The sequence below is a fragment of the Myxococcales bacterium genome, assembly GCA_012513515.1.
GTDB lineage: Bacteria > UBA10199 > UBA10199 > 2-02-FULL-44-16 > JAAZCA01 > JAAZCA01.
Map to the genome: position 1 here is coordinate 1 of JAAZCA010000016.1, position 15288 is coordinate 15288.

Consider the following 15288-nt stretch of genomic DNA (forward strand, 5'->3'; position numbering starts at 1 on the left):
GTTTCAATCCACGCGCCCGCACGGGGCGCGACAGTTACGAGTTAATTAATTAGAATGCCTTGCGTTTATCGCCTTATAACGCGAACATTCAAAAAATGCCCAATATATCTAAACATGTTCCTATAAAAAATCACCAAATATCCTTTAGTTTTAACGCTATAACGCAATTAGCGAACATCAACTTACAACCGCATCAGCTTGGGATTCGCGATTCAAACTATAAGCGGGCCATCTGGATCATAAGCTTTTTTGGCGCCGACATGCTCGATCTTTTTTCGCCAATTGGCACCAAGAAAATAAAATCTCAAGCTATCGCTATCTTCATCTATGACATCTAATAGTTGACTCTTAAGTTTCACCCATTGTCCAGGATCAACAACACATTCAAAAACAGAATACTGAACGCGTTGCCCCCAGTTTTCACAAATTTTGGCAACTTTTCTCAGTCTTCTAGGACCAAGGCCATCTGCTGTTTTCGCAACATCATAGCTTACGAGAACTAACATCTCTCATCTCCAGAAAAATGGGGGATAATCATCTATATCTCCTCTTAGCAACCTCGCCAGCATCATCGCCTGAACATGGAAAAGAATCCCGATCTTCACATTTTCTTTCAAAAATGGATGCATAATTTCTTCCTGTTTTCTCGCTTGATAGGCAGTGAGCAAATCCTTTCTTGTTTCATCGGTCATCAACACGGCACCCGATTCCGACTTTTGAAAACCCTTCGGCGATACCTGTCCCCTATTGATAAGCGAAAGCAGCAGTCTGTCCGCAAAACATGGTCTGAATTCTTCCATTACATCCAAGGCAAGACTGGGCCGACCAGGCCTATCACGATGCATAAATCCAACATATGAATCCAGACCGACGCCTTCAAGGGCTGACCTCACATCGTGCGCAAGCAGGGTGTACAAAAAAGAAAGAAGACAATTGACGTTATCCCTTGGAGGTCGCCTATTTCGCTGTTCAAACACAAAACTTTCCTTCTGATGAAGAATCAGGTGGTCGAAGACATCAAAATATATCCTTGCCGCATCTCCTTCAATGCCTCGCAGGGTTTCCAAATCGCACTCCCTGCTTAGCATTGAAAGTATGCCAGCCAGCCTACTTACCGCAAATTTCACATCCCTTGAGCAAATCTTGTCCGAGTGATCGCGCAAGGCCCGCTGCAGAACTGTCTTAGCATTTGCCACCTTCCCGATTATAAAATTTCTAGAAAGCCTGGCACAAAATACCAAGTCGTCGGCCTTGCGATACTGTTCCCTTCTCAACAGAACATTCCCATGCGTTTTTCCATGTACTCTTGCGAGAAATTTACCGTATTCCGTGAGAAAAGTTATCGTAACATCATTATCGGCGCAAAATCCCATCAGAAAGGGACTCATGGCTACGTTGCCAAAACAAACTATTCCTGAGATGGTGTGTATAGGAAGTTGCAACCTTACAGCCCCTTCAACGGACACCGCAACAGTGGATCCATCTTTGTTGAGATAGGCCCCCTGCGTTGTGACAAAAAGAGTGTTCAGATATTTCTTCGTATATACTCCTCAACATCTTGTTCCTGATCGAATGTCTTTGGCAGACATGCGTTTAACAGAGAACAGCTTTCACATTTCTTCGAATACACCGCCTTGGGTGTTTCGCCGGAAGCGATAAAACTATGGAGCTCATCAATTGTTCTTATGGTGTAACTCCTAAGTTCATCTCCAAAATCTACATCAAGTCGATGTCTTGTCTTGCCATAAAATATAGCACCATGAGGAACTTCAAGATTTAGAATCTCTTCAAGACATAGCGCCTGGGCACATAGCTGAACAAGGTCGCAGTTATTCTCCTTAGGTCTGCCGTGCTTATACTCAATGGGAAACGGAACCCACACACCATCGCAATTCTTTTGAAACTCCACCACATCCGCTTTCCCGTTCAGACCATATTTCTCAGAACGAAGAGGGATCCCCCTTTCTATGTGCAACTCGCCTCTCTTCTCAAAGCGCTCTTCATGCGCATTTTCATGCATCACGCCACCTGCAACAGTTAAGGCATTATCATCCCACACCTGTTCAATGTAGGACAATGCACACTGTCTTTTGCAAAAGACAAAGTGCTGAAGCGCAGAGATATGGACAAATTCCTCTTCCTTGTACATTGGCAACTATACCTTAATGGTCATAACCGCCTGTTTGACAGGTTCACCATTATACAACAATTCATAGTCCGAAAATTTTCTTGCCGGTCCTTGTGCAATCTTGCGATGCTCAACTTTTTCAAATAGATCTGTTGCGTTGGCATTACCAAGCGGCGTGCCATGTTCGAAAATAATAAGCGAACGCATCGTCATGAGACCGCGTGCTGCCGAGCGATCGTGGTCGAACATTTTCTGGAGCGCCTCCCAGAAAAGTTCCAGATCCTCTTTGGAAAAACCGGTCTGCGCCGCGAGGTGCGCGGACACAAAACCATGAACGCGATACAGACCATATGGAATGGTAAATTTTCTACCCATTGTCCGGTTATCGCCCCCCTGTTTCTCCGCCTCGGCCTCTGTTGCAACCGCCATTCGCGTAATACTGTGCTCCATGGCAACAACCGGATCGACAGAACGAGAAAATGTAAGCTGAATTGGTCCTCTAACCTGGCCGCAGTTAACTCCAAGGCTCATAACCGCACCGAAAGTTCTGATGTCGTAGTAGTTGTCACACATCCACTTTCTTGCTTCATCGACTTTATCGCCACCTTTACGTTTTTTATCATCCGATTTTAAAAGTTCTTCGGCTCCAATTGACTTATATGCATCCTCGTGCATACGAATAAGAACAGCTTTCTCCTTTACATAAATATCGTACGGCTTTTCGGCATTCTTGATCATATGCACGTAGTTTCTGACCTTCCTTTTCAGGCATACATCCGTAATGAGACCCATTCCGGTCTCGGCATCGACGCGGGGAAGGTTGCCAGCATCCGGGTCACCATTTGGGTTGCCGTCCTGTACATCAAAGAACATCACGAAATCATAGCGCCTGTCCAACGGTGTTCTGTTCATCATAATCGCTCCTTTGTTATTATCTGGTTAATTTTTTGCGTTTCTTGGATATTAAAAATTTTGTTGAAACAACCGATTTTCCTAACACGATCGTAACCTACCTTGACGAGCCACCTTTTAAAGGGTTCAGCCTTCGGAGAGGGAATCGACTGGATTATGCGCAAGAGACCCACGGTGTTGGCACAGTCGGTCTCACGCATTTTACCGTCAGTGGCCGGTAACTTCAAACCGTGACAATTTATCACGACTTGGTTCCCCTCACCGTTGAGGCGTTGTTTTAATTTTAGCCAATACGCTCTCGCATCCTGACTATCCACCACCGAAAACCACCACTCATTGTTGTGCATTACCCTTCGAATTTTACTCCCGTGAAATACTGCTATCTTTGTTTCCACTGTCTTTTCTCCCAGTGGGTCTGGTTTACCTGCAACACAGCTCAATCTTTTTTCCTGAAAAAATCCTGCCGCTGATGATAATAACCGACGGCAAAGTGGGTCTGTTCATCCAAGGCCATATTTGCAGGGAGATCACCGGATATCCCATCAACGATTTCACCAATCTCCTTTTCCATATTAACCTGCCGCCCCGGGTTGAGTTTTGGCAGATGGTGGTTTTTGAGCTTCAACAATCGTGGAAATACGCTTGTAGGGGATGTTGAGGCAGCGCCATAAAAGCGATCCCTGATAGTGGCGTTAATACCCGGGTTCGCCTCCTCCTGAATTTTTTCAAGCACGGCAAACAGACGACCGAGTCGATACCCTACATTTACGTTATTTCTATCCAGAGACATTTGAACCTCCCTTTCGTTTCGATTATGAATTCTATTGAAGCGGTTGAGATATGCCTTCAGTATCGCTGCCCTAGCCCTATTGACGCTGCGTTCAGCACGTATTCTGCGGATACACTGCTGCATAAGAGTGGCAGGATAAGGCGAGCCGTCCAATATACTTTCAACTACCCTGCTGGCTAGATTTGGGGGGACATTGTCCATCTTATATTCTAGGGCAGTCGCGCTTAAAATTTGGTAAAGCGACAGGTAATCGGGCTCGTTTGATCCCCCATCGATAGAAAAATCGTCGAAGTGGCTAACAATTTTTTCTGCAAAGCTATGAATGCTTCCGGTTTTCCAAAATCTCACTGAGATTCTGGCGCGATTTGGCGCCAACCCAAGTACATAAAAACGATGCCCTTCATCGGCAGGTATGCGTCCGCTATACATAGCCTCGTATAGCCCCTTAACAGCTTTGATGCCGCGATCTGGATCATCTTTGCTGTTCTTAAAATACCAAGAAAAATCAGCTTCGAAGTCAAAAATGTTGTCTGTCGTACCTTTTTGAGACCAAAAAAGTATTGTATCTTCACCAACTCTAATCTGATTTTTATTTGAACTAATAAGATATTTGAGAGCTGTTGAGTATGATGCTTCAGCCTCACAACACACCGGCGAATTGAAGGCCTGTTCCTTTAAATAAGAGTCAAAACCTGAACTCTTTTGAAATGCTACAATCTTGGCGTTACTTCGCGCATTAATTATGGGCGTTGGGGTATGAAGTCGGGCAACAACACCCCTCTTTCCTGTAATGAGGCATATAGATTCTACAGATGATGATCTACCATCATCTTCGGCCTGACTTTCAGTTTCGGCAGGCTTTGACAGCTGATACATCTTCACCGCGTCCCTCTGTGGAATCAGATAATCGTCTCCTTCAAGTCGGAATGTTATATTGCATCCGGGAATTTTGATGCATTCGGTCCATAACGGATGAACCATCACATTTTTCCACTCGTCATTTGAGTAAAATAAAACGACCGCATTAACACCGTCATCTTCACGAACTTGCTTCGGCAGTGTTTCTAGCGACTTCAAAAACGTACCCATCTGTTTTTTTGCCAAATCAACCGACTTTGGAGTCTCGTCCTTTGGTTGAGCGAAGAGATAACCGTAATGGTCCCAAAGAAGATTTACAGATTGCCATGAATTAGAACCGGAACGGATTACCGATTTCGGCAGCTGATATTTTTTGCCCCTCCTCCCCTCTCTCGTGTCTTGAAGATCGAGAAAAACACCTTTCTTATCTATTATTACAATGAATTTGATCTCTTGTTCTTGAAAACCGATAGCAGGCAAACTGTCTTTATTTCTCTGATAATACTCATACAGGGCCTGGAGTATCATCTCTTCACCTCCTCGCTATCAAGGGAAGGAACGACGACAGCGCCATCATCAAGGCGAGCCCTAAAAAACATCGGCTTTGGGTCTTTTGGATCTGAAAAATCCATGTCATAGAGCATGAAACCCAATTCTCTGTTCTCGTTTATGGGTTGTAATTTTTCCGCGGATGGATCATCAATCAACTTGAAACCGCAGGAGAACTCCCTACAACCAAGATATGGCATGTTAAAACATTGACCTTTTTTTGCCCTGCGCTCAAACATGGCGTTGTATTTGCCTGGGTTTTCGTCTTTAGAATCTCTTTGAAACTCTATGGGCTCTTCTTTGCCTGCCAGATATTCGGGAACTGGGTTACAAACCTGACATCTCTTTCCAATGGGAATAAAAACAAGCTCGGCATACAGCCTGTATCGAACATCCCGCAAGATGAGCCCGGCTCGCTGCAGCCTATTATCTTCGATCAATATTCCATCTGATCGTGGACTCATCACGGCACTCACCTCGTTTCTGCGAACGGAAGCCCAGCTGATGGGAGAAAGAACTTCAATCTTTTTAATCTGCCATCTTATTGCAGGCTTCCAGAATATCGACTCGAATATGGCTCGCGCTGCCGAAGGAGTCATCACATCGTAGCTTACGCGTTCAACCTTCATTTCAGGACGTGTAAAACAGGCATAATCTCCCCATACCTCCAAACAAAACTCCTTGTTGAAATAATCTCGCATCAGCGGACCTCCTTTTCAGATTATAAACTGACCATTGTCCCAATCCGAGTCATCGGAGAGCAGACCATAGCCTGGCTTATAAAGACCAGAGCTCTTTTGAACCCAGTAGCCGTGAATTTCCTCAATATGATCTTTTCTTTGTAATTCATAAAAAAGACCATAAGGCACATTTACAATAAATCTTTGTAGCATTCGAAGAAGCCATCTCTCAGGGCCTTTTCTTCTGAGGGTTTCTATGAGCTCAAAGCTGTCATTCTTCCCTGACTTATATTTAACTATAATAGCCCTTTGTACCGTATCATCGATAAGCTTCACTGAATCAGCAAATGTCCTGAACTGAAATTTAAAATCGTCGGCATTATCCAGCAACCTCTCTTTGAAATTTGGCTTATCGAAATTATTCAGACTTTTGTAGAATTCTTTGAAGTAGGTTGAAAACACCTCATCAGTTAGGTCAAGCCGACCCGACTGACGCAAAATGCCGCGGGAAACGCTCTCGCCCTTGCGCAGCAAGCCTTGAGGCGATTGTGATGGGGGCGAAAATACGACAACTTTGCCGATCTTACCCTTCACATTAAGCTTGCCTTCTCTATTACACCTGCCGGCAGCCTGAGCTATTGAATCAATACCTGCAAGCGCCCTAAAAACCACCGGGAAGTCTATGTCTACTCCGGCCTCGACAAGCTGAGTACTAACCACTCTTACCGCTTTTCCCTCTAAAAGAAGGCTCTTTACTATGGCTATGACATCACTTCTTTCTTCACCGCACATATTTGCCGAAAGATGGATTGTACCCTCAGGCATGAGTTTATGAAGCTTTCGGCAATCTTTTCTGGTGTTAACCACGCACATAACTTGTTCATGCTCCTGCAATTCCTTCGCAATATCAATCCATTCCTTTTTGATATCTAACCCGGCAAGTTGAATGTTCGTCCGTATTGGCAACGTTACATCGCCGATATCCTTTGAGACGATATCGACGGCACCTGAAATGCCTACAAACTTGGCCCTTTCACTTCCGATTTCTCCACACAAGGCTGGCTGGGTAGCCGTACAAAAAACGACAGTCACTCCGAAGTGATCAACAAGCCCATTAAGTACAGAAAGAATCGGTTTTAAATACTCCGGCGGAAGCATCTGAGCCTCATCGAGTATGATTATGCTGTTCACTATATTGTGCAATTTTCTGCAAGATGATGGACGACTAGCCAAGAGTGATTCAAAAAGCTGAACATTCGTTGTGACAATTATAGGGGCATCCCAATTCTCGGTTGCAAGTCGACTCTTTTTATCTTCTTCATCTGGATCGATATTACTGTGATGCTCGAGAAGGGCATCTTCGCCAAAAACATCCCTGAAAACATTCGCAGTCTGCTCTATAATGCTCGTATAAGGAATAGCCATAATGATACGACTTTTATTATGGAGAGCAGCATGACGAAGGGCAAAGGCCATCGAAGATAGCGTCTTCCCGCCACCAGTGGGGACTGTAAGCGTAAAAAACCCAGGAGACATTTGTGCCTTTTTGACACAAGCATCATAAATCTTTTTTCGATAGATATTTACAGGAGTATTCTCGCTTGAGGAAGATTTAACATCCATAAATTTACGAAAATGCTCTTGCATCGCTTCAAGGGATGGATAGCTACTTCTCAACTTAGAGATATCGGGATTGCAGAATCTTTCTGTATCAAGAAAATCTGCGTCAACTAGACAGGAAAAGAGCATTCTTACCCACAGGTGGGCATGTTCAAAATTGTTATTATTCTTATTATTATCGACAAAAGCTGGCGGTGAGCTTGGACGACATTTTGTACTGATAATAGGTTGTGAACCTTCTAAAGCGCTAATCGCGAAAATCTCGTCCCTCTTTATTTCAATTGTTCCAGATGCTATACTCTCCATCGTATTAAATATTCGATTTTGAAGATCACCACCCGAGGAATCCGGCTGCCAATCCGGCAGACCCGCATGATGTCCAGCTATTATTGAGCCTAAAATCCTGGCAATGGGATGATTGTTTAACCTGTCAAAAACAAGCGCCGCGCCAGCTGTACTGTGGTTTGGCCTAGGAGCACCAGCACGCCTCGAATCGCCATAACCGGATACCCTTAAAAGATATTGCTGCCAAGCAGGAAGGTATTTACCAAGGTCGTGCAACAGGCCAGCGAGATAGGCCCAATCACCATTGGAAAAACTTTCTGCGAATTTCTTCGCAAGTTCAGCTACGTTGTTTAGATGGTCTTCCAAGAGTTGCCACTTGTCAGGAGGAGCCCCCTCGAGTGAGTGGGCGAAAAAACGATGAGACTTGATTACATCATCTTCCATATCTTCCATGCAGATTTTTCTAATGCCTATAGCGTTCACTATGCAAGACAAAATGCGCTTCTGAAATCCGCAACGAAAAAGATTACCTTCCGATAGGGAAAAGCCTTCTCGCTTCGGCTTGGGCATCCAGATAAAGCTCGATCATCGGCTTTCGGGTTTTGGTGGCGAGTGCTTTCACGTGGTCGTACTCAGGAACTGCCTTGATGATGCGACCATCGTCATCAAGCCCAAGCTTGAACCGAAGTTTCCCGTGCCTGACTTTCTTTTCCACGATCTTCCTGCACAGAACCTTCCTGTCTACCGGCCAGTACTTAACGCCAAAGGTAGTGGTCTCGCGCAAGAAGATATCGATCGCATCATCCTTGAATCCCCATGGAACCAGTGCGGAGATCTTTACCGCCGGACGGTTCTTCTTCATCTGAACGGGGGCCATGTCGACATCGGCAGCGCCGATGGAAAATAGGGAGTCTATCACATAGTCGAATATCTGTGGATTCATATCGTCTATATTGGCCTGAATGACGATCATAGGAAAACCTTCTCCTACTATCATGCGGATGGCATTTGGCATCTCCTCGAAGACATTGTCACCGTATCCGTAGCCTACGCGCTCTATCTCTTGTATCGGAGACTCTCCGAAAAATTCACAGGTCGTTTTAAGAATAGCAGCGCCGGTAGGAGTGACGAGTTCGGCTTTGACCATCGCAGGTTCGGTGGGAATGCCTTTCAGAATCTCCATCGTGGCAGGAGCCGGCACAGGCAAAAATCCGTGCGCACATTTCACCTTTCCACGGGATATCGGAAGCGGTGACGCGGATATGGAATCGAAACCGAAATACTCGAAACCTATCGCCGCACCTACGATATCAACGATAGAATCAGTCGCGCCGACCTCATGAAAATGGACCTTGTCGACACTCACCCCGTGAACCTTTGCCTCAGCCCTTGCGATGGTATTGAATATCGCACGGGAAAGTTCCCTTACCGCACGAGAGAGCGAACTCTTCTCGATCGTCTTATCTATCCACGGATATTCGCCGTGTCCCAGTTCCTTTTTGACCTCGACGCGTATATTCGTTCCCTTTATAGGCATGTGGCCGCTGACTTTGACTATCCTGTAATCCCCTACCTTCAATCTCTTCAATTCAGAGAGAAGGTGTTTCATGGGCAATCCGGCATCAATCATCGCTCCGAGGAGCATGTCGCCCGCGACGCCTGAAAAACAGTCAAAATAACATGAGGACATTCTATCCCCTCCTTATAACTTCTACCTCTAGAACAGCTCTGTCGGTGGACCTCAGAACCTTGAATACAAATTTACCCGAAGTAAAACTCTCGCCGACCTTCGGTATATGTTCGCAATTGCTTATCACAAATCCAGCCACGGTTTCATAATCTCCGTAAGGAATTTCAAGTTTGAGCAGATGGTTGGCATCTTCTATCTCCATCCTTCCGCTGACTACGTATCTGTGTTTTCCCATCCTAGTGAAGAGAGAGAGCTTGTCGTCATGTTCATCCCTTATTTCGCCGACGACCTCTTCCAGAATATCCTCAACTGTAACAACGCCGGTAGCCGCGCCGTACTCATCTACCGCAACAGCTATCTCTTCCCCTTTGCGTTTCATGCTGACGAGAAGCTCGTCCAAAGGCATCTCCTCCGGAACGAAGTATGCCTTTCTCATAAGCTCGCGCACCGGCTTTTCCTCTTCATGGAATATAAAATCCGATCCAAAAAGGACGCCTACGATATTGAAAAATCTGTCTTCGTAAACGGGGACCCTTGAAAAAGCGTGCTCAGCAAGGGCCCTCTCCGCCTCTCTCCTAGCAACCGAAACAGGGAGCGCTACCACATCGACAAGCGGGGTCATTATGTTTTCCACCTTTTTGTCTTCGAGGTCGAAGATACGCGATATCAGTGTTTTCTCTGATGGACGCACATCGCTCGCCCCCTCGGTCCCAGATTCTATAATTATCTCCAGATCATCCCTCGTCAGGCTGTCGGAAGTTTTTCTTGCCTGCCCAAGCAGAGAATCCGTGAATTTAGATAGAGGCCACACTACAGGATAAGCCAGAAATGAAAAAAACAGAAGCGGAGGCGCCATGTAGAGCACCATCCTGTCGGCATGCCTCTGATATATTGCCTTGGGAATTATCTCGCCAAAAATGAGAGCCGCAGGCCAGAAGAGCAGGGCAAAAGGAACGTAATCACGACCGTAGTTGTCTATGATATAAAAAGTTGAAACGACCGAACCGGCAACGGTAGATAAATTTGTACCCAACAACGTCGTCGAAAAAAATCTGGAAGGATGTTTCAAGACACGAAGGGCAAGCCTCGCCAGCTTCGAACCGGCGTCGGTCGAAATGGCGAGTTTGTACTTATCCGCGTTGACAAAAGCCATCTCGCTTCCGGAGAAAAAGCCTTCCACCAGCAGGCACAAAATAAGAATTGGAATGACTATTGCCAAACTCATCTAGTCCTCTATTTCTCCGAACAGTTCCTCGAGCAGATCATCCATCGTCACCAGGCCCACAATGTTCCCCGAGTCATCCTTGACTATTGCCATATGAAGTTGCGCCCTTTGAAATTCCCTGAGCAAATCCTCCAGCGGCATTTTTGAGGAAGCAAACAGAGCCGGATGGAGCCTGTTTTTTATTTCCGTCCGTTTTCCTGATTTTTTTTCGCTGTGGATCGACATCAAGTCCCTTACGTGAAAGATGCCGACTATGTTGCTTTTGTCGCCTTCATAAAAAGGAATTCTGGAAAACTGAGCTGTTCTTATTTTCTCCAACATACTTTCGTATTTTACATCCACAGGAAGTGAAAAAACTCTGTCAGCTGGCGTCAATATGTCGGCCACAACTTTGTCGGTAAATTCGAAAACGTTGTGTATCATTTCGCTTTCTTCGGAATCTATGGCGCCCTCGCGCTGACCCATGTCAACCAGACGCCTGTAATCGGCTTCCATGAATGAATGACTCGTCGTGGCGGACTGGCCGCCAAAAAGATTGACTATAAAATCGGCGAACGATGAGAGAATGACCCTCAGCGGGCTCACGGCGTAGTGAAATATCCTCAGAGGCCAAATCACCACCTGCGAAACTGACATGGCATGCCTCAGGGAAATATTTTTGGGAAGTATCTCACCGAATATGAGCACCACAGGCGTTATCACCAGAACTGAAACGAAGGTCTCGATTTCCACCGAGGATCTGAACATCTTATTTATCAGAGAAGCTGCCACTATGGATATCGACACGTTTACAAATTCATTGCCCAGCAAAATCGTTACGATCGTCTCCCTGGGTTTTTTCAATGCCGCAATGAGATTTTTTGATGATCTCGTTCCCGATTCCATGAGCCTGTGAAACTCGACCCTGGAAAGGGAAAATATCGCCGTCTCCGAACCGGAAAAAAATGCGGAACAGCAGAGCAGTACAAAAATTATCGTTATATCTGAAATCATCCCGGTTCTTTCCTGCAATTTCTCTCTTTAAGGAAATGGTCGTACCCGCGACCGATCCCGCGCGCGACAAGATCCTCGGCGTTGAGAACAGATCGAACGCCGGGATCATCCAAAACGCGCCCTATTTCGGCAACGCCGAGCGCCTCGAGCGACGCGAGAGACTGATGAATTCTACCAGAGTCCGCAGTAAAAACGAGCTCAAAATCTTCGCCGCCAGCGAGAAGGAGTTCCCTCGGGTCCACGCCTATCGCAGCTGATGCCATTCTGAAATCATCCCCTGCCGGTATTCTATTCACATCTATTTCGAATCCTACGCCGCTAGATCGCGCGATATGCCCAAGATCCGCCAAGAGACCATCGCTTACGTCTATCATCGAAGTCACACAACCCAACTTTAAAAGAGTCCTGCCAAGATCAGTTCGATGAAGAGGAGAGAGGTGCCTTTCGATAAAGGGCTCCATGCCGGATGATGTGCCCATTTTCAAAGCGGCAAGGCCGAGAGCGGAGAGGCCAACGGCCCCTGAAATAAATATGGGGTCCCCGGGGCGCGCACCTTTGCGAAGGATGGCCCTGCCCTTCTCCACCTCTCCGATTGCCGTGATTGAGATTGAAATCTCTTTTTCAGATGAAGAGGTATCTCCTCCTACAAGCGCTGCACCGGATTCCCTGGCAACATCTGAAATGCCGGAATAGATTCCTTCTACAAAATCCAGATCGGAGTCTAAAGGTAGCGCGATGGAAACCAAAAAATATTTTGGAATTCCGCCCATCGCAGCGATATCGCTCAGGTTGATCGCGAGCGCCTTTTTTCCGATATGAAACGGGGAGCTAAAGCGCAAATCGAAATCGATGCCTTCATAAATTGAATCGACGGTGATCAGCATGTCGAAACGATCGTTCATGGGAATCACTGCGCAATCGTCGCCTATTCCACAAACTTCGTCAGGAAGTCTGCCGAATTTATCACAGATTCGCGCTATCAGCCCGAATTCCCCTATATCTGAAAGATTCGGACTCATTGCGCCTCTTGAATTCTTCCTTCCGAAACCGTAAGCACGAACAACCTTCTGGAAGCCTCACCTCCTGCATCAAAAGTTATCTTCCCAGCGACCCCATGAAAATCTACCATACCGAGAAGAGAATCTCTTACTCCGTCCCTGCCAGAAGATCCTATTCTCTGGACAGCAGTTGATATCATCCTCATAGCGTCATAGCCATTGGCCTCGAGCAGCGTGGGCTCTACCCCGTAGGCCTCCGTGAAATTTTTAACGAACGACATGACGAAGGGGTCCTTCGAATCCTTGAAAAATGAATCGACAAAAAGGGCGCCCTCTACGAATTCACCGCCCCTTTCGAGAAGCCCCTTGTCGTTCCACCTCGAAATACCGAGGAGCTGTGTCTGCTTCACCCCCATCAGAGATAGCGTTGGTACGATGTAGCCAACAACTCCAAATGAGTCGGGAATAAACAGCGCATCGTAATATGGTCCTGAACCGACCATCCCTGCGGTGTTCTCCAGCATCCCCCTGCCCCTGAGCTCACCTGCAAACTCCATCTGATTAGGAGCGTAAGAGCTTGATCCCACAACCTTTCCACCGACAGCGGCCACGGCCGAGGCAAAGAGGTCCTTGTATTCAATCCCCTTCTTGTTGTCAGGATACAGGACGAAAAATTTCTTCATCCCGCTCTTTTTTGTGGTGAGATAGTCAACCAGAGTTGAAACCTCGGCAGATGGTGATACATAATTGCGGAAGACGTAGTCGCCAATAGCCGCCACTCCATCGCGCTGCGACAGGGTTATAAGCGGAACCTTGCGCTGCTGCGCCCTCGACGCCGCCTCGATGGCCGTGTTCGACATAAGCGGACCGATTATCGCAACCACATTCTCATCGGCCAATTCGTCGATCATCGATGAGACGGATTTCCCCGGCGACATCTCATCTCTAACTATCAGTTTCGTTCCGCCCGGGCCGCTGCACGGCTGAAAAATTCCTGCCGCGCATTCTACGCCCTTGAGAACCGATTCGCCATAGACGGCGAACTTTCCCGAAAGCGGAAGTATGAGCCCGACCTTTACCGAAGCCCCTTCGGCAACCTCGCCCCCGAAATCCGCAAGGAGGAGCCTCGCCGAAGCGTAGTACTCGTGTTTGGGATATGACGATATATACGACCTGAGAATTTCCGCTGCGCGCTGCGAATCTCCGCGACGCACGAGCGTTTCCGCATACTTGTAGTCCGCGTACCCGCCGGAGCGCTTGCCTTTGAAATCCGCCAGTGGAAGGGATTCCACATCGGCAACGGTTACCGATTCATCTCCAAGCCAGGCTCGCACCGATGAAAGCGCCTCATCTTCCGATATGATATCGCCTGCGGGAACGCTTGAGCTCTTATGTCCGGCCCCTGCGGAGTAGTCATCCAGTATAGAAAGCATCCATCCTATGCACTTCCCGGGAGCGAGTCCGCTTCCGCGCGACGCTATGACTCCCAAAGAATCTATCCTCAGCCTGAGTATCGCGCTCTGCGACGACCTGTCTATCGGCTGCATCTCTTTCAATGCGCCGGACTCGTCTCCAAGCCTGTGGAGCGACAAGGCCGCCTTGAATCTTGCCATCGGAACTACTGCAGGAGACTGAATCTGCAAATACGCTGCTCTGTAAAAAGAGATCGCTGTTTTGTAATCCTCCCTCGAAAAGGCCATCTCGCCTCTGTAGAAGCGCGCCTTGTCGGTCAGCTCGGTATAGGGATAAGTCGATATGTAAGAAGCGAACAGATCATCAGCCTCGCCGAATTTTCCGGCGGAATAGAGATCGTAGGCTGCGGTAAAAGCCAGCTTCATCTCGGAAGTTTCCGGATTCGGATATGCGGGGACCCCTCTGGAAATTCCGGCGCCGGCACACCCTGAAAAAATCGCCGCAATCCAGACGAGAACAAGAATTCTTTTCATCATTCCCCCTTAACCACTGAAACCATAACGGGACGCAGGAGCCTGTCGGCCAACCAGTATCCCTTTCTATGGACCGATACGATGGTGCCGGGCTCCAGGTCATCGTCATCCACCACCGAAATCGCCTCGTGCACGGTCGGATCGAATTTTTCACCGAGCGCAGGAATCTCCTTCAACTCGTGTTTTTCAAGCGCGGTCAGAAGAGATTTTCTCACTAGTTCGACACCATCGGCGATATTCTTCGCCTCTTCGCTGGCATCGGGAGAAACGTGGTCGAGCACCCTGTCAAGATCGTCCAGAGAAGGCAGAAGGCTTTCAAGCAGTTTCTCATTGCCGTATTTTACGATCCCCTCTTTTTCCCTCTGCATCCTCTTTTTGAAATTTTCAAACTCAGCCATGACCCGCAGCAGTTTGTCATGGTGAAGCTGAGCCTCATGCTCCGCGGACTCGATCTCGCGGGTGACATCATCTTCCGATGTAGCCTGATCGGAAGGCTGCCCGTCAGCCATCCCGCGAGGATTTTTTTTCCCCGCCGCCTTGACTGAATCTTTTTCGAAATTATTGGACTGTTTTTTGGTCATCTTAACGAACCTCCTGAATCACATTTTCAAAAG

The 15288-nt window shown here is 47.1% G+C and carries 14 protein-coding genes; all 14 read right to left on the reverse strand.

Features of this window, described 5'->3' with window-relative positions; translation table 11 throughout:
* Positions 1 to 212: 212 nt before the first annotated feature.
* Positions 213 to 506, reverse strand: a complete 294-nt coding sequence (gene cas2 / locus GX659_03140; protein ID NLD27782.1) for a CRISPR-associated endonuclease Cas2 — start codon at positions 504 to 506, stop codon at positions 213 to 215.
* Between the two features lie 3 nt (positions 507 to 509).
* Positions 510 to 1529 carry a type I-C CRISPR-associated endonuclease Cas1 gene (gene cas1c, locus GX659_03145; GenBank protein NLD27783.1) on the reverse strand — a complete coding sequence of 340 codons (1020 nt, stop codon included), beginning with the start codon at positions 1527 to 1529 and terminating at the stop codon, positions 510 to 512.
* The gene (gene cas4, locus GX659_03150) at positions 1526 to 2149 is read right to left on the reverse strand and encodes a CRISPR-associated protein Cas4 (protein ID NLD27784.1); all 624 of its coding nucleotides are present in this window, start codon (positions 2147 to 2149) and stop codon (positions 1526 to 1528) included. The genes cas1c and cas4 overlap by 4 nt, the downstream gene beginning before the upstream one ends.
* A 6-nt stretch (positions 2150 to 2155) precedes the next feature.
* On the reverse strand, positions 2156 to 3040 hold the full coding sequence (gene cas7c / locus GX659_03155) for a type I-C CRISPR-associated protein Cas7/Csd2 (GenBank protein NLD27785.1): 885 nt from the start codon (positions 3038 to 3040) through the stop codon (positions 2156 to 2158).
* Positions 3040 to 3387, reverse strand: a complete 348-nt coding sequence (locus tag GX659_03160; protein ID NLD27786.1) for a Bro-N domain-containing protein — start codon at positions 3385 to 3387, stop codon at positions 3040 to 3042. The genes cas7c and GX659_03160 overlap by 1 nt, the downstream gene beginning before the upstream one ends.
* 89 nt (positions 3388 to 3476) lie before the next feature.
* Positions 3477 to 5216, reverse strand: coding sequence for a type I-C CRISPR-associated protein Cas8c/Csd1 (cas8c, locus tag GX659_03165; protein ID NLD27787.1), 1740 nt, complete (start codon positions 5214 to 5216; stop codon positions 3477 to 3479).
* Complete coding sequence (gene cas5c / locus GX659_03170; GenBank protein ID NLD27788.1) at positions 5213 to 5938, reverse strand: type I-C CRISPR-associated protein Cas5; 726 nt, start codon at positions 5936 to 5938, stop codon at positions 5213 to 5215. Before cas5c ends, cas8c begins: the two co-directional genes overlap by 4 nt.
* A 15-nt stretch (positions 5939 to 5953) precedes the next feature.
* On the reverse strand, positions 5954 to 8266 hold the full coding sequence (cas3, locus tag GX659_03175; protein ID NLD27789.1) for a CRISPR-associated helicase Cas3': 2313 nt from the start codon (positions 8264 to 8266) through the stop codon (positions 5954 to 5956).
* A gap of 82 nt (positions 8267 to 8348) precedes the next feature.
* Positions 8349 to 9512, reverse strand: coding sequence for a nickel pincer cofactor biosynthesis protein LarC (larC, locus tag GX659_03180; GenBank protein ID NLD27790.1), 1164 nt, complete (start codon positions 9510 to 9512; stop codon positions 8349 to 8351).
* A gap of 1 nt (position 9513) precedes the next feature.
* Entirely contained in the window at positions 9514 to 10737 is a 1224-nt protein-coding gene (locus GX659_03185) for an HlyC/CorC family transporter (protein NLD27791.1), read from the reverse strand.
* Positions 10738 to 11730 carry an HlyC/CorC family transporter gene (locus tag GX659_03190; protein ID NLD27792.1) on the reverse strand — a complete coding sequence of 331 codons (993 nt, stop codon included), beginning with the start codon at positions 11728 to 11730 and terminating at the stop codon, positions 10738 to 10740. It abuts the gene before it with no gap.
* Positions 11727 to 12749 (reverse strand): thiamine-phosphate kinase, encoded by a 1023-nt coding sequence (thiL, locus tag GX659_03195; protein NLD27793.1) that lies wholly within the window; start codon positions 12747 to 12749, stop codon positions 11727 to 11729. The genes GX659_03190 and thiL overlap by 4 nt, the downstream gene beginning before the upstream one ends.
* Entirely contained in the window at positions 12746 to 14674 is a 1929-nt protein-coding gene (locus tag GX659_03200; GenBank protein ID NLD27794.1) for an ABC transporter substrate-binding protein, read from the reverse strand. The genes thiL and GX659_03200 overlap by 4 nt, the downstream gene beginning before the upstream one ends.
* Positions 14674 to 15255 carry a nucleotide exchange factor GrpE gene (gene grpE / locus GX659_03205; GenBank protein NLD27795.1) on the reverse strand — a complete coding sequence of 194 codons (582 nt, stop codon included), beginning with the start codon at positions 15253 to 15255 and terminating at the stop codon, positions 14674 to 14676. The genes GX659_03200 and grpE overlap by 1 nt, the downstream gene beginning before the upstream one ends.
* Positions 15256 to 15288 lie beyond the last annotated feature (33 nt).